Source organism: Sulfitobacter sp. HI0027, assembly GCF_001634775.1.
Classification (GTDB): Bacteria; Pseudomonadota; Alphaproteobacteria; order Rhodobacterales; family Rhodobacteraceae; genus Sulfitobacter.
The window spans coordinates 40,630-60,183 of record NZ_LWER01000437.1; the positions used below are offsets into that span (position 1 = coordinate 40,630).

The 19,554-nt window shown below is 61.3% G+C and carries 23 protein-coding genes; 10 read left to right on the forward strand and 13 right to left on the reverse strand.

Annotated elements, in window-relative coordinates; translation table 11 throughout:
- The first annotated feature begins 1 nt into the window (after position 1).
- From fliQ to flhB, 5 genes are read left to right on the forward strand one after another with little or no spacing between them, the layout of a single operon-like run.
- Complete coding sequence (gene fliQ / locus A3722_RS20040) at positions 2 to 271, forward strand: flagellar biosynthesis protein FliQ (RefSeq protein WP_067630399.1); 270 nt, start codon at positions 2 to 4, stop codon at positions 269 to 271.
- The gene (locus A3722_RS20045; RefSeq protein ID WP_067630397.1) at positions 268 to 1,101 is read left to right on the forward strand and encodes a lytic transglycosylase domain-containing protein; all 834 of its coding nucleotides are present in this window, start codon (positions 268 to 270) and stop codon (positions 1,099 to 1,101) included. Before fliQ ends, A3722_RS20045 begins: the two co-directional genes overlap by 4 nt.
- Entirely contained in the window at positions 1,098 to 3,182 is a 2,085-nt protein-coding gene (gene flhA / locus A3722_RS20050; RefSeq protein ID WP_067630394.1) for a flagellar biosynthesis protein FlhA, read from the forward strand. The genes A3722_RS20045 and flhA overlap by 4 nt, the downstream gene beginning before the upstream one ends.
- A gap of 2 nt (positions 3,183 to 3,184) precedes the next feature.
- On the forward strand, positions 3,185 to 3,940 hold the full coding sequence (locus A3722_RS20055; protein ID WP_067630390.1) for a flagellar biosynthetic protein FliR: 756 nt from the start codon (positions 3,185 to 3,187) through the stop codon (positions 3,938 to 3,940).
- 3 nt (positions 3,941 to 3,943) lie between these two features.
- A complete protein-coding gene (gene flhB / locus A3722_RS20060; protein WP_067630387.1) occupies positions 3,944 to 5,062 on the forward strand; it encodes a flagellar biosynthesis protein FlhB in 1,119 nt (372 codons plus the stop codon).
- Between the two features lie 9 nt (positions 5,063 to 5,071).
- Here flhB and A3722_RS20065 read toward each other — a convergent pair whose 3' ends face one another.
- Genes A3722_RS20065 through A3722_RS20080 form a run of 4 tightly spaced genes read right to left on the reverse strand, consistent with a single transcriptional unit; the run spans position 5,072 to position 7,560 of the window.
- A complete protein-coding gene (locus tag A3722_RS20065) occupies positions 5,072 to 5,701 on the reverse strand; it encodes a MotE family protein (protein ID WP_067630385.1) in 630 nt (209 codons plus the stop codon).
- On the reverse strand, positions 5,698 to 6,102 hold the full coding sequence (locus A3722_RS20070; RefSeq protein ID WP_082849555.1) for a hypothetical protein: 405 nt from the start codon (positions 6,100 to 6,102) through the stop codon (positions 5,698 to 5,700). The genes A3722_RS20065 and A3722_RS20070 overlap by 4 nt, the downstream gene beginning before the upstream one ends.
- Positions 6,083 to 7,030 carry a flagellar motor switch protein FliM gene (locus tag A3722_RS20075; protein ID WP_067630383.1) on the reverse strand — a complete coding sequence of 316 codons (948 nt, stop codon included), beginning with the start codon at positions 7,028 to 7,030 and terminating at the stop codon, positions 6,083 to 6,085. The genes A3722_RS20070 and A3722_RS20075 overlap by 20 nt, the downstream gene beginning before the upstream one ends.
- Positions 7,027 to 7,560, reverse strand: a complete 534-nt coding sequence (locus A3722_RS20080; RefSeq protein WP_067630380.1) for a flagellar basal body-associated FliL family protein — start codon at positions 7,558 to 7,560, stop codon at positions 7,027 to 7,029. The genes A3722_RS20075 and A3722_RS20080 overlap by 4 nt, the downstream gene beginning before the upstream one ends.
- Before the next feature lie 182 nt (positions 7,561 to 7,742).
- Between A3722_RS20080 and fliF the strand changes: the two genes are divergently transcribed.
- The 5 genes from fliF to A3722_RS20105 are packed head-to-tail and all read left to right on the forward strand — an operon-like array spanning position 7,743 to position 12,445.
- Positions 7,743 to 9,446, forward strand: coding sequence for a flagellar basal-body MS-ring/collar protein FliF (fliF, locus tag A3722_RS20085; protein WP_082849556.1), 1,704 nt, complete (start codon positions 7,743 to 7,745; stop codon positions 9,444 to 9,446).
- Positions 9,443 to 10,099 carry a FliH/SctL family protein gene (locus A3722_RS20090; RefSeq protein ID WP_067629206.1) on the forward strand — a complete coding sequence of 219 codons (657 nt, stop codon included), beginning with the start codon at positions 9,443 to 9,445 and terminating at the stop codon, positions 10,097 to 10,099. The genes fliF and A3722_RS20090 overlap by 4 nt, the downstream gene beginning before the upstream one ends.
- Positions 10,092 to 10,550: a FliM/FliN family flagellar motor switch protein gene (locus tag A3722_RS20095; protein WP_082849557.1), complete on the forward strand. Its 459-nt coding sequence runs from the start codon at positions 10,092 to 10,094 to the stop codon at positions 10,548 to 10,550. The genes A3722_RS20090 and A3722_RS20095 overlap by 8 nt, the downstream gene beginning before the upstream one ends.
- Positions 10,537 to 11,373 (forward strand): flagellar type III secretion system pore protein FliP, encoded by an 837-nt coding sequence (gene fliP, locus A3722_RS20100; RefSeq protein WP_067629208.1) that lies wholly within the window; start codon positions 10,537 to 10,539, stop codon positions 11,371 to 11,373. The genes A3722_RS20095 and fliP overlap by 14 nt, the downstream gene beginning before the upstream one ends.
- A 22-nt stretch (positions 11,374 to 11,395) precedes the next feature.
- Complete coding sequence (locus A3722_RS20105; RefSeq protein WP_067629210.1) at positions 11,396 to 12,445, forward strand: flagellar motor switch protein FliG; 1,050 nt, start codon at positions 11,396 to 11,398, stop codon at positions 12,443 to 12,445.
- Positions 12,446 to 12,451: 6 nt separating this feature from the next.
- On the opposite strand, the gene A3722_RS20110 is transcribed toward A3722_RS20105, so the two are convergent.
- From A3722_RS20110 to flgK, 9 genes are all read right to left on the reverse strand, one after another.
- The gene (locus tag A3722_RS20110; RefSeq protein ID WP_067629212.1) at positions 12,452 to 13,285 is read right to left on the reverse strand and encodes a DUF1217 domain-containing protein; all 834 of its coding nucleotides are present in this window, start codon (positions 13,283 to 13,285) and stop codon (positions 12,452 to 12,454) included.
- A complete protein-coding gene (locus tag A3722_RS20115) occupies positions 13,282 to 13,707 on the reverse strand; it encodes a flagellar biosynthesis repressor FlbT (RefSeq protein ID WP_067629214.1) in 426 nt (141 codons plus the stop codon). Before A3722_RS20115 ends, A3722_RS20110 begins: the two co-directional genes overlap by 4 nt.
- A gap of 1 nt (position 13,708) precedes the next feature.
- Entirely contained in the window at positions 13,709 to 14,113 is a 405-nt protein-coding gene (flaF, locus tag A3722_RS20120) for a flagellar biosynthesis regulator FlaF (protein WP_067629216.1), read from the reverse strand.
- 104 nt (positions 14,114 to 14,217) lie between these two features.
- Positions 14,218 to 15,156, reverse strand: coding sequence for a flagellin N-terminal helical domain-containing protein (locus A3722_RS20125; protein WP_067629218.1), 939 nt, complete (start codon positions 15,154 to 15,156; stop codon positions 14,218 to 14,220).
- A 107-nt stretch (positions 15,157 to 15,263) separates the two neighbouring features.
- The gene (locus A3722_RS20130) at positions 15,264 to 15,641 is read right to left on the reverse strand and encodes a hypothetical protein (RefSeq protein ID WP_067629220.1); all 378 of its coding nucleotides are present in this window, start codon (positions 15,639 to 15,641) and stop codon (positions 15,264 to 15,266) included.
- Positions 15,638 to 15,940 carry a rod-binding protein gene (locus tag A3722_RS20135; protein ID WP_067629222.1) on the reverse strand — a complete coding sequence of 101 codons (303 nt, stop codon included), beginning with the start codon at positions 15,938 to 15,940 and terminating at the stop codon, positions 15,638 to 15,640. The genes A3722_RS20130 and A3722_RS20135 overlap by 4 nt, the downstream gene beginning before the upstream one ends.
- A gap of 9 nt (positions 15,941 to 15,949) precedes the next feature.
- A complete protein-coding gene (locus tag A3722_RS20140) occupies positions 15,950 to 17,050 on the reverse strand; it encodes a flagellar basal body P-ring protein FlgI (RefSeq protein WP_067629224.1) in 1,101 nt (366 codons plus the stop codon).
- A 15-nt stretch (positions 17,051 to 17,065) separates the two neighbouring features.
- Positions 17,066 to 18,127, reverse strand: a complete 1,062-nt coding sequence (locus A3722_RS20145; RefSeq protein WP_067629226.1) for a flagellin — start codon at positions 18,125 to 18,127, stop codon at positions 17,066 to 17,068.
- Between the two features lie 7 nt (positions 18,128 to 18,134).
- Positions 18,135 to 19,550 carry a flagellar hook-associated protein FlgK gene (gene flgK, locus A3722_RS20150; RefSeq protein WP_067629228.1) on the reverse strand — a complete coding sequence of 472 codons (1,416 nt, stop codon included), beginning with the start codon at positions 19,548 to 19,550 and terminating at the stop codon, positions 18,135 to 18,137.
- Positions 19,551 to 19,554: the final 4 nt, after the last annotated feature.

Here is a 19,554-nt window from a genome sequence, read left to right on the forward strand (position 1 = left end):
CATGACCGAAACCCAGACCTATGACATCATCTCTGCTACCGTCTGGGCCGTGCTTTTGGCCTCGGGTCCGGTGCTGGGGGTGGCGCTGGCGATTGGTCTGGTGATCGCGTTTTTCCAAGCGCTCACGCAAATTCAAGAAATGACGCTGACCTTCGTGCCCAAGATCGTGATGATCTTTGTCACCCTGCTGGCCGCGACGCCGTTCATGTATGCCACGCTGAAGAACCTGTCAGATACGGTCTTTGACCTCGTGCAGAACGGTGGGCTGTGAGAGCGCTTTGGCATATGGCCCGTGCGGCGCTGCTGGGGGCGGTGCTTGCGACCCCTGCCCTCGCCCAAGGCTGGGGGTCGTTCTATGAGCCATCGCAGAAAAACGCGGTGACCAAGACAGCCCGGACGCTGGCCGCCAAAGGCGGGCCCGAAGGCGTCTGCATCCGCGAAATTCTGGCGGCGCAAACGCGGCATGGCATTCCAGATAACCTGCTGCTGGCCATCGGCCTGCAAGAGGCGGGCACCCGGCGCAACGGGCATTTCACCGTCTGGCCCTACGCGGTCAACGCGGCGGGCGAAGGGCGGCTGTTCGACAGCCGCAACGCCGCGCTTGATTGGATCGCAGAGCGGCAGGCGAGTGGCATCCGCTCTATCGACGTGGGCTGTATGCAGATCAACATGCGCTGGCACCCGGATGCTTTCGACAACCCCGCCCAAGGGTTCGATCCGCGCGTGAACGTAGATTACGCCGCGCGTTTCCTCAAACGGTTGCACCGCCGCACGGGAAGTTGGATGCAGGCCGCGGGGTCGTACCATTCATTCGAGCCTGAGTACCGCGACACCTACCTTGACCGTCTGCAAAAGAACATCTCTGCCGCCAATGCGCGGCTGCCGGAGTTTCAGGCGCTGGCCAGTGCCAGCCCCGTCGCATCGCGTCCGCGCAAGACGCCCCGCAGCACCTCGGGCAGCTATGACCGGTTGGCGGCCAAGGCCACTTGGGGTGCGCAGATCGGCGGGGCCGAGAACGCGCGCCGGTCGCTTTATTCAGCCCATGAGATGCAGCCCGTCCTGCCACAGTTCACCACCGTCCACGCGGAGGATGCGGGATGAGCACGAAACCGAACTCCATAATGCCGCAATGGCGCATGTTTGGCGCAAATAAAGACGTCAGCTTTGCCGTTGGCATGGCGCTGGTGCTGGCGGTTCTGTTCTTGCCGCTGCCGCCGATCTTGCTCGATTTCGGGCTCGCGCTATCACTGTCGCTGAGCGTGCTGATTTTCATGGTGGCGCTCTGGATCCCCTCACCGTTGCAGTTCAACTCCTTCCCGACGCTGCTGCTGGTCACGACCATGTTACGCCTGTCGCTCAACGTGGCCTCAACCCGGCTAATCCTTAGCGAAGGCCATGCCGGTCTGCACGCCGCGGGCGATGTGATCCAGGGCTTCTCCAAGTTCATCGTGGCGGGCAATTTCGTCATCGGCGTGGTGATCTTTGCCATCCTCGTGATCATCAACTTCGTCGTGATTACAAAGGGTTCGACCCGTATCGCCGAAGTCGCCGCCCGCTTCTCGCTGGATGCAATGCCGGGCAAGCAGATGGCGATCGATGCCGATATGGGCGCGGGGCTGATCGACGAGGATGAGGCCCGTCGCCGCCGTAAGGAACTGGAAGACGAAAGCGCGTTTTTCGGGGCGATGGACGGTGCCTCGAAATTCGTGCGCGGCGATGCGGTGGCAGGGCTCATTATCACGCTGATCAATGTCATTGGTGGCATCTTGATCGGTGTCGTGCAGCGCGGCATGGGCGTGGGCGATGCGTTTAACGTCTTTACCTCGCTGACCATCGGGGACGGGCTGGTGAGCCAAATTCCGGCGCTGGTGGTGTCGCTGGCGGCCGGTCTGATCGTGACCAAAGGCGGCACGCGTGGCGCGGCGAACGAGGCGGTCTTTGACCAGCTGTCGAACTTCCCCAAGGCGCTTTACATGGCGGCTTTGCTGCTGTTCGGCATCGGCCTTTTGCCGGGCTTTCCGCTGCTGGTCTTCGCCCTTCTGGCCGCTGCCATGGTGGGCTTGGGCGTGGTGATCCAGCGCGGCGCGGCAGAGGCGGCAGAGGCCAAGGCGCAGGCTGATGCAGAGGCACAGAAAAAGCAGGACATGCCGGAGGTCGATGCCAACCCCATGCACCTCGACGAGTTGCGGCTGGTGCTGGGCGAAGGCCTGGTGGCGCTGGCCAACCGCCCCGACGCGGTGCTGCCGAGCAAGATCAAATCCCTGCGCAAACATTTCGCTGAAGAGTTCGGTTTCCCCATGCCCTCGGTGCGGATCAAGGATGACGTGAGCCTGCCGATCAACAGCTACTCTTTCCAAATCCACGGCGTTGATGTGGCCAAGGGCGACATCCGCGCCAATCAGATGATGGTGATCAACCCCGAAGGCGCGCCACTGCAACTGCCGGGCGAGGCCACGCGCGAGCCGACCTTCGGGCTGGACGCGCTTTGGGTCGACAGCAAGGTCGCCGATCAGGCCGAGGCGCAGGGTTATACGGTGGTGGACCCCGAAAGCGTGATCACCACGCATTTGACCGAAGTGGTCAAGGAAAACATGTCCGAACTGCTCACCTACGGCTCGGCAAAAGAGGCGATTGAGGGGCTGGACCGGAACTATCAAAAGCTGGTCAACGATCTACCCGTCCCCTCCCCCGCCATTCTGGTGCAGCAGGTCTTGCAGGAACTGCTGCTGGAGCGTGTGTCGATCCGCAACCTGCCTCTGATCGTTGAGGCCATGGCCGAGGCCACACGACAGACTAGCAAGCCCGCGCTGGTGCTGGAAAACGTGCGCCGCCGCCTGTCGAGCCAGATTTGCCAAGGCCTGTCCGATGGTCAGGGATTTGTGCCCGTCATCACCCTGTCGCCGTCATGGGAGGCCGAATTCATTGACGCGGTCAAGATGGTCGGTGATGACCGCACATTCGTCATGTCCCCCAAACGGGTGCAGGAATTCGTGCTGCAAGCCCGCCAGCAGATCCAGCGCTTCGCCTCTGAGGACAGCTGGCCCGCGCTGATGGTGAACCCCGAGGCGCGGTCCTATGTGCGCTCCATGTTAGAGCGGGTCAGCCCGATGACGCCGGTCATTTCCAACGCCGAAATCCACCGCAAGGTGTCACTGCGGACCGTCGCCACCATCGGGGGCTAGAGATGGACCTCTCTGCCCTTTTGACCGACGCGCTGATGGGATACTTCGTCGTCTTCGCCCGCATCGGCAGCGCGCTTTTGTTCATGCCGGGTTTTGCGGAAACCTCTGTCCCGACGCGGCATCGGTTATTCTTTGGTCTGATCCTGAGTGCTGCACTTTATCCGGTTACGGGCCTTGGCCCGGTGGCCGAAGATCGCCCCGGTGCCCTGTTGTTGATCTTTGGCTCGGAAATCACCGTGGGGCTGTGGATCGGGCTGGTGGCGCGCACGCTGCTCTCGGCGCTGCAATTTGCAGGCTATCAGATGGCCTTGATGTCGGGGCTGGCCAACGCCTTGGCACCCAACATTGGGGCCTTTGAGGGGGCAACGAGCATGGCCACGATGCTGCTCATCGGGGCCACGGCGCTGATTTTCATCACTGACCTGCACCACCTGATTATTGAATCGCTTCTGATGTCCTATCAGGTTTTCATCCCCGGCACCTTCATGCTGGCCGATCTTACCGATCAGTTTGCCCGCGCGACGCAGGTCAGCCTGTATCTTGGGCTGTCCATCGCCGCGCCTTTCTATGTGGCGGGTCTGGTGCTGAACGTCGGGATGGGTCTGGCGAACCGCATGATGGCGAGCCTTCAGGTCTTCTTTATCGCGCAGCCTTTGCTGATCGCCGCCGGGCTGGCCTTGATGGTGCTGGCGGTTCCGACCATGATGCGCGGGTTTTTGGAGCCATTCGCGGAATGGCTCACCACCTACGGGTTCTAGGCCATGTCGGAAGAGGACAAGAGCAGTAAGACCGAAGAGCCGACGGAGAAAAAGCTCCGCGACGCGCGCAAGAAAGGCGACGTGCCCCAATCGCGTGAGACCGGCACGGCGATGCTGGTTTTTGCCCTGCTGATGATCCTGATCTTCGTGCTGCCCAGTTCGATTGGCGGCATTGTCGACGCGCTGCAACGCCCGCTTCTGGGCGCAGGTGTGACAGCGATCGGCACCGGCGGCACCGGATTGGTTGAAGCCGGCGGTGTCCTTAAATCGCTGGGCTTTACGGTGGGGCTGGCGATGATGCCCGTAGTCGGAATTATGGTGTTGGCAGCGCTTTTCGGAGTGCTGATTCAAGGCGAGACGGTGGTTTCAGCCGAGCGGATCAAACCGAAGATATCGAAACTAAACCCCCTCTCGGGCTTCAAGCGCCTGTTCTCCGCCGATGCCTTTGTCGAATTCGCCAAGAACACCGCCAAGGTGCTGGTGATCGGCTTTATCACCGTCTGGGCCGTGCGGGATATTGCGCAGTCTCTGGGTCAGACGCAGGCCTTTGTGCCTGAGACTTTACTTGATGCCACTTTGCAAAAGGTGCGCTGGATTTTCCTTGTAACGACCACCTTCCTCGTCCCCATTGCCATTGCCGACATCATTTGGAAACGCGCGCAGTGGAAGAAGAAGCAGATGATGAGCCTCAAGGAAATCCGCGACGAGCATAAGGACAGCGAGGGCGATCCGCAGATCAAAGGCCGCCGGGCCGAATTGCGCCGCGCTCGCGCACGCCAGCGCATCGCGCAGGCGATCCCGGGCGCCAGCGTGGTCCTGACCAACCCGACCCATTACGCCGTAGCGCTGAAATATGAACAGGGCGTGGATGATGTGCCGATCTGCGTGGCCAAGGGCGCCGATGTGATGGCCCACCGCATCCGCGAACTGGCCAAGGAGCACGATATTCCGATGATCGAAAACCGCCCGCTGGCCCGCGCGCTTCACGCGGCGGTAGAGGTGGATGACCGTATCCCGATGGAGCATTGGCAAGCGGTGGCCGAGATCATCGGCTTTGTCATGGACCTGCGCCGCAACGTGCGCCGCAAACCGCCGGCAGGGTCGTCGATCCGCGAAGATTAACCCGTCTGCTCAGCGCAGGCGCAGCCCTTCGAGGTTGCGGTCGGCGGGGAGTTTGGAGCGTTCCAGCAGGATTTTGGTGATCAACCGTGCGCGGACAAGGCTGAACGAGCCCATGATCTGCGCGGCGTCCCGTTCGGGCATGGCACCGATCACCTGCACAGCGGTTTCCACGTCGATTTCATCCATGATGCCTGCCGCCACCTGCGGCTTCATGTTGCGGTAGAGCTCGACCAGCTTGGTCATGTCCTGATTGTTGGCCTCTTCGATCACCTTCAACTGCGCGCCGATTTCATCGCGCAGGCTGGCAAGTCGGGTCTGCTCGGCCTTGAGGCTTTGCTCGGCCAGCGCCAGCTTGGCTTCACGGTCGGCAATCGTGTCGCGTTGGTCTTTGAGCAGCGCACGCTCTTCGGCGATGGCCTCGGCGATCAGGTGGCTCGGCTCGCACATGCCGCTTTCGCCCGGGGCGCTGGCGTCATAGCTGGGCGGCGCGGGGGCTGCGGCAAGCTCGACCGGCACCGGGGGTGTGTCACTGGGCGTCTCGGCGATAGCCATCATCGGCATGAACTCAACCGTGAGTTTGAGCACGCCAGCGACGCCAAGGCCAAACAGTGCGATCTTTGGTAGGGAGATACGGCTCATTCCTTACGCTCCTTGGTGATGTCGAAAAAGGTGCGGACCAGTTCGGATTTGCCCTGCACCGCCGCCTGCCCGCGCACTTGGGAACGCCCCTTCAGGCGCGCGGCGCGCATCTCTGCCGGGCTTTGGCCTGCCGGAGTAGGTTCAGCCGCGGCGGCTTTGCGGTGCTGTGGGGCGTCACGCTGCACAGGCGGCTCGGCGCGTTGAACCCTTGTGCTGAGGTCGCGCAGGTCTTCGACCGACCGGGCCGATTGATCGACGGCGCTCGAAAAAGCCCCGACCATCGGCTCCATCTCTTTCAGGGTCGCCATCAAGGCGCGAACCCGACGATCAAGGATAAAGGCATAGACCAGCGTGCCGACCAGCAGCACGATGATGAGGATATCAATCAAGGCCGGCATCATCGTCGCTGTCCTCCTGACTTTCCTTGGGCAGCAAGGACTGGATCACCCGCAGCGCCAAAGCGCCATTGCTGCGCTGGCCAAATGCGGCTTGAAACATCGGCTGCGCGTTCACCATGCCAACCACGGGAGTATCGACCGTCATGCCCAGATCAATCACCTGACCGGGCTTCCATTCCAGCACCTCATGCAGCGGGATCGTCACCTCTTGGAGCACGCCGGTGATGGTGACCGTGGTGCTGGAAATCTGGCTGTTCATATCCTTGCGCGCGTTGCTGTCGGTGGGCGAACGCCCGCCAAGGAACGGCTGCGCCAATTGCGCGCTGACCTCATCCAGCGTGCCATAGGGCAGCACCAAGGCCATATGGCCGCTGCGGTCTTCGAACTGCAGATGCATCCGGACCAGCACCGTCGCGGTGCGCGGGGCCGCCAGCATGACCGACCGGGGATTGGACTCCAACGATTGGATGTCGAATTGCACCGGGCTGACATCATGCAAGCAATGCGCCAGCCCTTTAAGCGACAGTTCCGCCAGTCTGCGGCCCAGTTTCTGCTCAATCGCGGTCAACCCGCGGGGCTTCCACTGTTGGCTCGTGGCGCGGCGGCCGCCCAGCATGATCTCTAGGACCGAAAACAGCAGGTCCGGCTCGACCACACAGGCGATCTGGCTGCCCCAGCCTTCGGCATTGGCGATGGCGATGAGCGAGGGCGCCTGAATGCTCTCCATCGCGTCCTCATAGGGCATATATTCCAGCGAGCTCAGCTCGATCTCTGGCGCTACGGTGCAATAGGATTTGAGGTCGGGCACCAAAGCCAGCAACAGACGGTCGATGATGATCTCAAGCGTGGGCAGGCGCTGAAAGCTTTCGCGCGCCTGACGGATCATCGTCTCTTCGAGGCTCAGCGCATCGGAGGAATCCGCTATCGTCATTGCACCACCATATCGGCAATCAGTATTTCATGCGGCGCGTCAGTGTGGCCCACCGCCCGCGCCCGGCGCAGCAGTTCGGCCTTCAGCATCGCCAGCCCATAGCTGCCAGTCAGGTCGCTGACATGCAACTGCCGCAGGAAGTCTTGGAAGCTGTCACGCAGGTAGATCTCACGCGCGATCAGGCGGTCCGCGCCCTCGGCGGTTTCGTCATAGACCATCAGCATGTTGAGCTTGAGAAACCGGCTGGTCTGCCCGCCCTGCGGCCCGGTATCGGTGACGTTCACGATGATCTCGGGGAAAGGCATGACCGGCATCTTGATCTCGGTCTTTGGCTTTTCGCCATGCGCGTCTTCGCTGCCTTCCTCACCATGGGCATTGTCAGCGGTCTCAACCGTATCCTCGACGGTTTCATCCCCGCCGAGCCCCACCATTTTCAAAAGCCCCGAAGGGCCGATGGCAAGCGTCACCCCACCGACGCCAGCAAGAAGGCAGAGCAAGACGACAGCAAGGATAGCAAGAGGCTTTTTCATTCTTCAACTCTTAATCGGATCCTGCGCGGAGCGCCATATGCAAGAACAAATACATCCCCAAACAAGCTTTATTGCAACAGAAACCTGTTTATTTTTTGGATCGGGCAAGTATAAACCGATATATGCTTGCATAGTGGCGACCGAGCGGGGAATGCTCGGACTATCCAATCGAGTGAGGGCCCGTGAATCAGATCGTTGAAAACCTTAAGGATTTAGGCCCAAAGCGGCTGGCTCTTCTGGGCGGCATCGGTCTGGCGATCACCGCGGCCATCTTTATCGGCGCGCGGACCATCCTCGCCCCCACCTATGTTCCGGTTTACAGCCAGCTTAGCCCCGGCACCGCGTCGCAGATGATGCAGACGCTGGAACAGGCGGGGCTCACGGTCGATCTGTCGCGCAATGGCGATACCATTTCGGTGGCCGAGACCGATATCGCGCGTGCCCGCATGGCGCTGGCCGATGCGGGGCTGCCGGGCGAGGGCGTGCCGGGTTGGGAGATTTTCGACAATATGTCCGGCATGGGGATGAACTCCTTCATGCAAAAGGTGAACCGGCTGCGCGCACTGGAAGGCGAGCTGGCCCGGTCGATCCAAACCATCAGCGGCATCAAAGCCGCGCGGGTGCATCTGGTGCTGCCCGAACGCGCCGCCTTCTCGCGCAGCCGGGCCGAGGCCAGCGGCTCGGTCATCGTGCGCTCGCAGGCCAACGCCAGCATGACCCGCAGCCAAGCGCAGGCGATCCAGGCTCTGGTGGCCTCTGCCGTAGCAGATTTGGAAGCGCAGAACGTAACCGTCCTGTCGGCCTCGGGTGAGACGATCTTGGCCAAGGATGAAGGCGGCAGCTCTGACTTCTCCCTCCAAGGTCAGCGCAGCATGATCGAAGAGCAACTGGCGCAAAAGGTTGAATCCATTCTCAACGCCCGCGTCGGGCCGGGCAATGCCCGCGTGCGGGTCAGTGTCGATCTGACGACCGAGCGTGAGGTGCGTGTGTCCCGCACGTTTGATCCCGCCCAGCAGGTGGCGCGGTCGATCGAAACCCGCGTGCGCAACTCCAATGAAACCGACCCGGCGGCGGCGACGGTGGATGTGGCCAATAACATCCCCGATGAGCTGCGCGACGATGCGGGCGGCGGCGCGGGGCAGTCCACCCGCTCCGAGAACGACGAGATCATCAACTACGAAATCGGCTCGGTCCAGAGCGAGCTTGTGCGCGAGCCGGGCGATATCGAGCGTATCTCGGTCGCTGTTCTGGTGAACGGCAGCTATGGCACCCTGCCCGACGGGTCCGAGGGCTATATCGAGCGCAGCCCCGAAGAAATGCAACGTCTGAGCCAACTGGTCAGCACGGCCATCGGTTTTGATCAGGGACGCGGCGATCAGGTGCAGGTCGACAGCCTTCAGTTCCTTGATTTCGATTCCGAGTTCAGCAGCCCCGCAGGCCGTGGCTTGGGCGCGGTGCTGGCCGATAACGCCATGACCATCCTGCGCTCGCTCTTTGCCTTGGCGCTGGTGGCGATCATCATGGTGCTGGGCGCGCGCCCGCTGCGCATGGTGTTGGATGCCACCCTGCCCAAGCCCGCGCTGGCCGGTGCTGGCGCAGACGCGGGCCTGCTGGACGGTCCTGAGCAGAATAACGCCCCCAAAGCGTTGACCGGCGGCACCCAGAACGAGACCCCGCCAAACCGCCTGCCCACCCCGGCGGGCGTCCAGACCGGTGCGGTGCTCGGCCCAATGGACGAGATGCCCCGCGACATGGTGCAACTTGCTTCGGTCGAGGGCGCGGTGCAACACAGCCAATTGCGCGCCGTGGCCGAACTGGCCGAAGACAACACCGAAGACGCCCTGCGGGTTCTGGGCCAATGGCTGTCGGAAGGGGATGATCTGTGATCACAACCCTCAAGCTGCAAAACTTCGACGAAGACGGCAAGAGCAAGCCGCAGGATCCGGCGCTGCCCACGCCCGAAGAAATTGAAGCGAAGATCAAAAAGGCCCATAAGCAAGGCCATATCGAAGGCTATCTGGCCGGGGCCGACGCGGGCCGGGCCGAGATGCATCAGACCATGCAGGCCGAACATGCCGTGATGGCTGAAAAGCTGGCACAGGAACTGGCGCGGCTGTCGCAGGCGATGCAGGCCCATCAAGAGGCGCTGATGGCGCAGATCGTGGGCTTTACCCTGCAAACCTGCGAGATCGTCCTGCCCGAGGTGATCGAACGCCTGTCGACCGCGCGGGTGAAAAAGACCGTGACCCAATCGCTGAAAATGGCCATCGGGTCGAGCCAGATCAAAGTGCGCCTGTCGCCCGCCACGCTTGACCAGATTGGCCCAGACCTGCGCCAACGCGCTGTGTACTACAAATGCGACGGCGTGCTGGACCTGCGCGCCGATGCCGGCCTGCCCGATGGGGATGCCCGGATGGAATGGGATCACGGCAGCCTTGATTACGGGTTCAAAAAGATTTGCGACCGCCTGCTCGCCGAATTGCGCGACACCCATGCGCGGGCGCTGAAAGCACAAAAGGAGAAGGACGGAAATGGATAAGCCTGACCTGCAATCGCCCAAAGATGACAACAACGCCGCGAAAGGCACCCCGCCCGACGCCACACCCGGCGCGCAAGAACAGCCGCGCGCTGACGCCTTCGGCAATACCGCCAGTACAGGCAGCGATGACGTGGGCGTCTTCCCGCAACTCGACACTGAAGACTCGCGCAACGCCCTTGCCCCCCGCCCCGAGGCCGGTGGCGCTGGCATCAACGCCATGCTGAACGTCGGCCTAGATGTGCAGATCGTGCTGGGCCAAGCCCGCATGCCGATTTCGCGCCTGCTGGAACTCACCCGAGGCTCCATTGTAGAGCTGAACCGCAAAATCGGCGCGCCGGTCGACCTCATGGTCTCTGACCGTCTGGTGGCGCGCGGCGATCTTGTGAAGGTCGGCGAAGACCGGCTTGGCGTGTCCCTGACCCAGATCGTCAAGGACTATGTCCCTGACTGACCTTCCCTCTCTGCGCGGCTATGCGTCGGGCCGCATGGGCCTTGCCCTGCTGGTGCTTCTCGCCAGCGGCGGCATGGCCATGGCCCAAGACGGCGGGTTTCTCTCCACGCTGTCGGATGTGATTGGCGACACCGCGCCCGGCAGTGACGAAAACGCCAATCTGTCGGGCCGGATCGTTCAGTTCATCGCGCTGGTCACCGTGCTTAGCATCGCGCCGGGGCTCTTGGTGGTGATGACCAGCTTCACGCGCTTTGTCATCGTCCTGTCGATGCTGCGCTCGGCCCTTGGCCTGAACCAGACCCCGCCCAATATCGTGCTGACCTCGCTGGCGCTGTTCATGACCTTCTTCGTCATGCAGCCAGTGTTCGAGGACGCCTATGAGGCCGGAATCGAGCCGCTGCTGGAAAACGCCATCGGCGAAGAACAGGCGCTGGAGCGGATCGCGGCCCCGTTCAAAAACTTTATGTACGTCAACACCCGGCCCGAGGATTACGCCCTGTTCCTGCGCATTGCCCCGGCGGATGAAGAGGCCGAAGAGACCCCCCTGCCCGCCTCGGCAGAGGAGGCCACCTTTCGCCATCTCGTTCCGGCCTTCATGATCTCGGAACTGCGCCGCGCCTTTACCATCGGCTTTCTGATCTACCTGCCCTTTGTGGCCATCGACCTTATCATCGCCTCGGTCTTGATGAGTGCGGGCATGATGATGCTGCCCCCGGTGTTGATCTCCTTGCCGTTCAAGGTGATCTTCTTTGTGCTGATCGACGGTTGGTACATGCTGGCAGGATCGTTGATCGAAAGCTATGTGCCGCTTGCCGGTGGCTGACCTGCACCGAAAGGATTTATCTATGTCGACCAATGCCCTTTCCAAAACCCGCAGAAAGCCCATCACGGTGGAGGATCTGAACGGTCCCACCAAGGCGGCCATCACCTTTCTCTGCCTCGGAGAGCAGACCGGTTCGGAACTCATGCAAAAGCTCGGCACCGCCGAGATTGAACGCATCACCAGCGCCATGAGCCGCCTTGGCCCGATCCCCGCAGAGGTGGTGGAACATGTGCTTAAAGAGTTCACTCAAAAGGTGGTCAGCGGCACAGGATCGGTCGTAGGGTCGCTGTCGACGGCAGAGTCCATGCTGCGCAAGTTCATGCCCGAAGAACAGGTGACCAGCATCATGGCCGGGCTCAAGGACAGCGAACGCGAGAACGCCATGTGGCGCGGCTTTGGCGCGCTGGATGAGACGGTGATCGCCAACTATCTCAAGGGCGAGCACGACCAGACTGCGGCGGCGATCCTCAACAACGTCGACACCAGCGTGGCCGCCAAAGTGCTGCCGCTGCTCGGCCCTGAGCGGATGCAAGACATCGCCGAACGCATGATCGCGATGGAGGCCGTGCCGCTGCACATGATGCAGCAGATCGAAGAGACGTTGAAACAAGACATTCTGTCGAACGCGATGCACACCAATTCGGTCGAGACGCATCAGCGCATGGCAGATCTGTTCAACCAGTTGGATGTGCAGGCCTTCGAAGAGCTTTCCGGTGCGCTGGACGCGCGTATTCCCGACGCCTTCCAAGCCATCAAACAGCGTATGTTCGTCTTTGACGATCTGTTCAAACTGCCGATGCAGGACTTGGCGCAGGTGATGCGCGGGCTGGATGGGGCCACCCTGCCCATGGCGATGCGCGGAGCCAAGAAAGAGCAGCGCGATCACCTAATGGAATGTCTGCCGCAACGCTCGCGTCAGATGCTGATGGACGAGATGGCCGCCACCGGTCCGGTCCGGGGCCGCGACGTGCGCGCCGCACAGGCCGCGATGGTGGAATATGCCAAGACCCTCGCCGACGAGGGCGTGATCGAACTGCCCTCGGCAGCCGATGACGACGAATTCATCGAATAAAGAGGGTTAGCGGTAGGCGCTCGACGCGCTGTAGCCGCCGGTGATCGTGGGGATGTCGATGGTGATGGCCGTGAAGGTGCTGCCCTGCCCGATAGAGACGGCCCCCTGCATCAGCGAAAGCACGGTGCTCGACGATGACGAGACGCCCTCTACCGCATCGTAAATCGCCGAGAACCGCGAGACGAGCTTGTCGACCTCGGCGGGGTCTTTCAGCTTTTCGATGTCAAACTTCTGCTCAAAAAGCGCGATCTGGCGGTCGAGATCGACCCCAATCGCCTCATCCGGTACGCCAAGTGCACGGCGCATGAAACTACCGAGGTCTTCGTCTTTCAACACGTCGAGCCAAGTGTTGATTTCAGAGGCTCTGGATTTGAACTCCAAGGCAATCCGGGCGCCTTCGTTGTCTTCCCCGGCGGCATTCAACACGAAACGCTCTTTGAAACGGTCGATCATCTCGGCTTGCCAGTCGAGCTTATCAAGGTTCGCGCTGCTCCCCCCCCCGGGGGTGAAACCCAAAGTCTGATACATGTCCCGGATCTTGGGGTCGCTGAGGCGGTTCACCAGTGCGGAACTGTCGGTGATATCGCTTTCCAGCGTCTTACGGATCATCGCCTTGCCAAAGATCTGATCTTCGAGGTCGAAGGCCCGCATGACGAAAGTATAGACTTCCGTATCGGCAATCAGTTCCTGCGGGGAAGAGATGCTGCCGATACGTTCTTCAAAAGCGGCGATTTGCCGAGCGTTCAGGGCGTTGCTGGCGGCAAGGTCGAGCTGTTTGTCGCGCGTTGCGTCAAACAGCTTAACCGCCACCTGCGTGCCAATGCCGCCCAGCGAAATCATGCGTGCGCGGCCTCATGGTTAGGCGCCGGAGGGGCCGGGCGAAGCTGCATCAGCTCGGTCTCGTATTTGAGCACCGCGCGCAGCTCGCTCATTGCTTTGTAGAAGTCGGCCATAGAGACGAAGTTCGCCGCTTCCATGATGCGAATACGCATTTCAGTGCCAAAGCAGCAGGCCAGATCGGCCAAGCCTTGCTGGATCATCGGCAGGATTTGATCGCGTGTATCGGGACGGATCAGCGCCGTTTGCACCAAGAAATAGACCTTGGAAACAGGCGTGGATTCCGCATCCGGCTTCAACAGATCGGACTCGCGCACAATGTCGGCGCGGTTTTCGACCGTCAGCGCCTGACGGCGGTCGCCGTTGCGGATGACGCAGCCGTTCACGACGACACGCTCACGGGGGCGAAGGGTGAGTTTCAGCATCTTACACCTCCTGCATCTGCGGCGCGGCCTGCCCGGCCAAACCGGCGGCAATGTTGCCATTGATCTCAACGAGACCCGCCAGACGCCCCTCGCCCGCCATCAGCGCGGTGCTGTGACGGTCCACCCAAAGCGCGATGGAGATCAGCGACGCTTTCAGCCCGTCGGGCATCTTGTTTTCCGGCTCAGACAGGTCAAAGCGCAGGGCCGACCAGAACCGTTGATTTTCGTAAATTGCGTCGCGCAGACCGGAGGCGAGGATGTTCAACCGCTCGCTCTTGCTCTCAGTCGCATCAAAGCCTTGGCCCTTTTCGGCAAGGTCATGTGTGACGCGGCTCAGAATGCGGCGCTCGATCTGCCGCGGGGTTTCGCTCTCGCGAATGGTTCGTTTGTATGCTGCCAGCCCCATAGGAATTCTTCCTTGTTTTTATATATTGCTGCCTGCCAACCGCAAATTCTGAGGCGGTTGGACCGGGGCCAAAGTACTAGGCTCTGGCCCCGAAACCCTAATCCTTAACGGAACAGGCTCAGGATGTTCTGCGGTGCCTGGTTGGCGATCGACAGGGACTGCGATGCCAGCTGCTGCTGAACCTGAAGCGCCTGAAGACGGGCGGCTTCTTCTTCCATGTTGGCGTCAACCATAGAGCCCACGCCAGCATCAATGTTATCTGAAAGTTTGGTCAGAAACTCTTGCTGCCCTTCAATCGACGCTTCGGCCAAACCGAGAGTTGTTGCGTCAGACGTAATACGTTTCACGCCCGCTTCGGAAGAGGTCAAAGCGCCGCGCAAGAATGCGTCCCCTGTTGCTGCTTCAGCATTAGCTTGAAAACCGCTCGCAATTGCTTGGAAATCAGAGAGCGCTCCGGCGAGGTCGACCTCGTCAATGCTCATCGTGGTGGCTGTAACCCCAGTACCTGAGCGAGCGACACCAGTCACGATTGTGCGTGTATCGTTCGTGCCAGGAACGGTTCGGTTGTCGGTGGGGGTAACTACGCCTGTCGCTGTATCGATTGTCGATGCAGTGTTGCCCGCGGCAACAGTGGCTGCGCCTACCAAATCGTCGCCATTAAAGGTAGCTTGGGTCACGGTCGCCGTCATTTGTTTGACCAGTTCGCCAAGCTCTTGCTCGATCTCCGCGTAACCACCTTTAGCGCCCTGCGCGAAAGCTACGCGCTCCTGAAAGGTCTGCGCAAGCTCCTGAAAGTTTTCAGCACCAACACGAGCTGTCGCAACGGAGTTCTTCGTCAAAGTCAATCCTTCGTTGATTGACTTATTCATCCCACTTTCGCCCTTCATGGTTTCGGAAATCGCGAAGTAAGCCGCGTTGTCCTTACCGGAGGAGACTTTGAGACCTGTCGAAATACGGTCCTGAGTTTGGTTCAGGCTCGAATTGACGCTCCGCAGAGTCGACAGAGCGTTCATGGCGGATGTGTTTGTGTTGATCGAAGACATATTCTTATTCCAGACTATTCTAGTTCGTTATGTCGTCGTTCTGACAACTGCGGGGCGAACCCGCTTGATTACGTTTTTACGCGAAAAACTGGCAACATTGAGGCAATTCAGAAACTTTTGTCCACGGTTGTCATCAGTGTTGCGCGGTTGTCACGTTTCGCACCGCTTCGGCCGTAAATGCCTGCAATGCTGTGCTTTTCCCGGATTTGGGAAACCTGTGAGATCATCTCTGACGTGACCTGGCGGGCCAATTGCAGGTGGTGATGATCGCGCGCGATCAGATCTTTTAGATCGCGCAATTTATCTTTGCTGACCGCTTCGGGGTCGTGGCTGAGTTGCTCTTCCAGCACGGCGGTGAGTCGGGCCTTTTCGCTGGCGAATTCGACCAGTTGATTGAACGCCCCGCCCTCCACCGCGGCGATTTCGCGGCGCAGCAGATTGCCCAATGCATCAACGGCGGCGAGTGCTTTGCGCGGATCGCTCATCGGTCTGCCCCCGTTTGATAGCGCTGCATCGCGGTCTCAATGCTGCGCGCGATTCCGGTGCTGTTCTGCTCGGCGATGCTTTCGCCGATCGCGTTGGACAAAAAGCTGCGCCATGTCTCTTCAGCATGGCCGCCGCCGAAGCTTCCGATATCCACGGTCGAGAGCATTTCATCGACCATCTGTCCGAGGAACATCGCCTCGAACTCCTGCGCCTTTTCAGCGGTGACGGCGTCGGCCTGGGTCACTGCGGGCTTGGCTGCCGGGGTCGGCGTGGGGATTGGGAGAGATGCGAATTCCATGACCTGCCCCTAGATGATCTCAAGGTCGGCATGCAGAGCGCCCGCCGCCTTGATGGCTTGAAGGATTGAAATCGTCTCGGTCGCGCCGACGCCGATGGCGTTCAACCCGTCGACCAGACGTTGCAGGCTGACCGACCCGTCGATGACGGCGAATTTCGCGTCTTTCTCTTCGACGCCGACCGAGGAATTCGGCACCACCACGGTGGTCCCGCCAATCGACAGCGATTCAGGCTGGCTGACATTGAAATCATCGCGGACGGTGACGGTCAGACCGCCTTGGCTGACCGCGACGCGGTCGATACGGACATTCGCGCCGATGACGATGGTGCCGGAGCGTGCGTCGATCACCACTTTGGCGACCTGATCGGGCTGCACTTGCAGCGGCTCGATCAGGGCCATCGTCTCCATCAACGATCCTTTGCCATAGGCGGATACGGTGATGGTGCGCGAATCGATGGCGGTGGCGACCGGGCCCATGGCTTGGTTGATGGCCGCCTCGACCCGCTGCGCGGTGACGAAATCTGCGTTGCGCAGCGCGAGTTTGATGTTGGTCATCTCGCTGAAATCAAAGTCGACCTCGCGCTCGACGATGGCGCCGTTGTCGATCCGCGCGCCGGTTGGCACGCCTTCGACGATGGAGGCATTGAGACCTTGAGCCGCGAAACCCGCGACGGCGATCGGGCCTTGGGCCACGGCGTAAATCTCACCATCGGCGGCGGTCAGCGGGGTAACGATCAAAGTGCCGCCGCGCAGCGAAGATGCATCGCCCAAGGAGGACACGACCACATCAATGGTGCTGCCCATCCGCGCGAAGGGCGGCAGGGATGCGGTGACCATGACCGCGGCAGTATTCGCCGTGCGCATCTGGTCTTCGGTCAGGTTGCCGATGCCGAGCCGCTCCAACATGCCCTCAATCGCGCGTTCGGTGAAGGGCGCGTTGCGCAGGCTGTCGCCCGTGCCGTTGAGGCCCACAACCAGCCCGTAGCCGACCAATTGGTTCGACCGCACGCCTTCGACGGTGACGATATCCTTGATCCGCACCTGTGCAGCCGCCGGCGCGGCAAGCGCGAAGGTGAGGCCGATCAGCAGGAGTTTAAACAGGGCGTTCATGGGCGGCGGTTCCGGTTAAAGGTAGTTCAAAAAGGACAGGCGCGAGAGGCGCGCGGTGACGGCAAAGCTGGAGTCGAGCTGGTTTTGCAATTGGGTCAGACGGGTGGCTGCGTCATATTGATCGACGCCCTCGAGGTTCATCACTTCGGCGTCGAGAAACAGCGCCCGGCTTTCCTGAGCCGAGATCGTATCGGCCAGTTGCGCCCGTTTCAGGCCGGTCTGGGTTTCCAGATCGGTCAGCCCTTCGAGCCCGGCGCCGATGGCGCTGCGGGCCTCAGTTAGCCACGCATCACGGGCGGCCTCATCAGGGATATCGCTGGGGTTTACCGCGCTCAGCATGGCCAGACCGCGCATCAGATCGCGGATCGCCGGATCGTTGGCCTGCGCGCCTTGGGTCAGCGTTTGGGTTTCAGAGGTGCGTGAGGTCAGGGGCGGGTTGCCCGTCGGTGCGCCGTTGTAAAAGGTGTTCTCGAAATTATGGTTTGGGAACATTGAACTATCGCCAAACCCCGCCTTAAGATCGTCGATGGCGCGCTGCACATCGGCCATATCCGTCAGGGGGCCGCCAATCATATGATCCACTGCGATGGCCGGGGATTCCCCCGTGCGCGGGTTGATCTCGTCCCATGCCTGAAGCGGGTTCGTGTCAGTGCGGGTGCCGGACATCAGGAAACCGGAACTGTCGCTGACCGCGGCTCGTTCCAACACCCGGTCAAGCGCCGTGCGCGCCGCCTGAGACAGGTAGCTCGTCGAAAGCCCGCCCGCGCTGTCAGCGGTGAAAGCCTGTTCAAGCACCTCTTGCCCGACATCGCGCATGGCGCCAAGCGAGGTTTCCACGGCGAGAAAGCGACGATCTAAAAGCGCATTGGAGGTCAGGAAACCATCGTTGCGGGTGATCTGCATCCGAATGGCGATGGCATCGGCAGAGCGGTGGCCCAGATCGTCATAGGGGTTGGCCTTCAGCCCCGTTGTCACCTCTTTCGACACATCCGAGATCTCGGCGGCGAGGCGGCTGGTCTGCTCGCGCTGGCGCAGGCTTTGCAGGGCGGTGGAGACGGTGCGGGAAATCTCGGTCATTCTATCCTCACACGCTGGCCAAAAGGGTATCGAGCATGTCGCTCAGGCTGCTGAGCACCTGCGAATTGGCGCCGTAGGCCTGTTCGATTTCCAAGAGCTTTTGCAATTCGGTGTCGACGTTGACGCCTTCAATGCTGCTGCGGTTGTCCTCAAAGGTGATAAGCCGCACGCGGGCCGTCTCGGCCTGCGCGTCGGCGCTGACCCGCAGGACGTTCTGCTGGCTGACCAGATCAGCGGCGAAATCCCCCAGACGCGCATTGGTGCTAAGGCCGGTCGCCGCGTCGAAGGTCATCCCCGTTTCGAGGACATCGACGAAGGCGTTCAATTGCGTGGTGTCGCCCGGCTCTCCGGGGGTTGTGGCCCCAACGCCATCGCGTAGACGCCACAGCGCGCCGCCCTTGTCGGGCTGAACGCTGTTGTTGATCGAAAGCCGCCCGGCCAGCCCATCCAATTGCGCCGGGTCAAACGCGCCACCCGCGTCGGTGAATAGCCCCGGCTGCCCGGCCCCAACAGAGGAATCGGCGGCCTCAAAACTCTGCACCAGCCCGCGGGCGAGTTCATCCAGTTGCAGTTTCATCTGCGGCAGGTCATTGGCGATCAGCCCGCTCAGCCCCGCAAGGCGGCCGCTGTCGGACCCGCGCGCGGTGGGGCTGTTTGGCGTGATGTCGACATTCCCGGCCATCAGCCGCCCGGTATCGCGGTTGGCGCTCAGCTTGACGGCCGTCTCTCCATGGACCAGTTCCGTGCCGCCGGTGGTGTGCAGCGTCAGCGTCCCATCCGCTTCCCATCGGCCTTGGAAATCCATCTGCGTGCCCAATGCATCAAGGCGGCGGTTCATCTCATCCATCAGCCCGCTGGTGCCGGTGGGATCGGTCCCGGCAAGCGCCAGACGTTCGTTCAACGCGGCGATATCCGAAAGCGCCGCGTTCACCTCGGCCACGCTCGACACAAGGCTATCGCCAGCCTGTCCGCGGCTGGCTTCAAGCTCGATGGCGGCTTTGTTGATGCTGTGCACCAAGGTCTCGGTCCGCGACAGCAGGTCGTTCTGCGCCGCAGGATCGGAGGGGTTATTGGCCAAAAGGTCGAGACCAGCCTGAAACTCCGCCAAACGGGCGGCGGGGGAAACCTCATCACCCGGCTCGCCCAAAGTGATCAGGTAACTGCCGAGAATCTCGCTCGTGGCAGAAGCTTGGCCCAGTTCAGCCGAAGCATTCCGCGACATGCCTGCAAGGCGTTCATCCACCTGCCGCGCGATGCGCAGCTCCACCGTTCCGCTTTGACCGTTGGTGGAGACCTGCGCCGCTTCACGGCGGACGTAACCTTCGGTTTGCGCATTGGCGATATTGCCCGCAACAAGGCTGGCGCGACCCTCTGTCGTGCTCAGCCCGCTGCGGGCAATGCTAAAGGCGGATGAGATGCTCATTCAT

Bases quoted from the DNA above. Each gene is read 5' to 3' on its own strand.
- fliQ (WP_067630399.1), top strand. From the start codon at position 2: ATGACCGAAACCCAGACCTATGACATCATCTCTGCTACCGTCTGGGCC.
- flhA (WP_067630394.1), top strand. From the start codon at position 1,098: ATGAGCACGAAACCGAACTCCATAATGCCGCAATGGCGCATGTTTGGC.
- A3722_RS20055 (WP_067630390.1), top strand. From the start codon at position 3,185: ATGGACCTCTCTGCCCTTTTGACCGACGCGCTGATGGGATACTTCGTC.
- flhB (WP_067630387.1), top strand. From the start codon at position 3,944: ATGTCGGAAGAGGACAAGAGCAGTAAGACCGAAGAGCCGACGGAGAAA.
- A3722_RS20065 (WP_067630385.1), bottom strand. From the start codon at position 5,701: ATGAGCCGTATCTCCCTACCAAAGATCGCACTGTTTGGCCTTGGCGTC.
- A3722_RS20070 (WP_082849555.1), bottom strand. From the start codon at position 6,102: ATGATGCCGGCCTTGATTGATATCCTCATCATCGTGCTGCTGGTCGGC.
- A3722_RS20075 (WP_067630383.1), bottom strand. From the start codon at position 7,030: ATGACGATAGCGGATTCCTCCGATGCGCTGAGCCTCGAAGAGACGATG.
- A3722_RS20080 (WP_067630380.1), bottom strand. From the start codon at position 7,560: ATGAAAAAGCCTCTTGCTATCCTTGCTGTCGTCTTGCTCTGCCTTCTT.
- A3722_RS20095 (WP_082849557.1), top strand. From the start codon at position 10,092: ATGGATAAGCCTGACCTGCAATCGCCCAAAGATGACAACAACGCCGCG.
- fliP (WP_067629208.1), top strand. From the start codon at position 10,537: ATGTCCCTGACTGACCTTCCCTCTCTGCGCGGCTATGCGTCGGGCCGC.
- A3722_RS20105 (WP_067629210.1), top strand. From the start codon at position 11,396: ATGTCGACCAATGCCCTTTCCAAAACCCGCAGAAAGCCCATCACGGTG.
- A3722_RS20110 (WP_067629212.1), bottom strand. From the start codon at position 13,285: ATGATTTCGCTGGGCGGCATTGGCACGCAGGTGGCGGTTAAGCTGTTT.
- A3722_RS20115 (WP_067629214.1), bottom strand. From the start codon at position 13,707: ATGCTGAAACTCACCCTTCGCCCCCGTGAGCGTGTCGTCGTGAACGGC.
- flaF (WP_067629216.1), bottom strand. From the start codon at position 14,113: ATGGGGCTGGCAGCATACAAACGAACCATTCGCGAGAGCGAAACCCCG.
- A3722_RS20125 (WP_067629218.1), bottom strand. From the start codon at position 15,156: ATGTCTTCGATCAACACAAACACATCCGCCATGAACGCTCTGTCGACT.
- A3722_RS20130 (WP_067629220.1), bottom strand. From the start codon at position 15,641: ATGAGCGATCCGCGCAAAGCACTCGCCGCCGTTGATGCATTGGGCAAT.
- A3722_RS20135 (WP_067629222.1), bottom strand. From the start codon at position 15,940: ATGGAATTCGCATCTCTCCCAATCCCCACGCCGACCCCGGCAGCCAAG.
- A3722_RS20140 (WP_067629224.1), bottom strand. From the start codon at position 17,050: ATGAACGCCCTGTTTAAACTCCTGCTGATCGGCCTCACCTTCGCGCTT.
- A3722_RS20145 (WP_067629226.1), bottom strand. From the start codon at position 18,127: ATGACCGAGATTTCCCGCACCGTCTCCACCGCCCTGCAAAGCCTGCGC.
- flgK (WP_067629228.1), bottom strand. From the start codon at position 19,550: ATGAGCATCTCATCCGCCTTTAGCATTGCCCGCAGCGGGCTGAGCACG.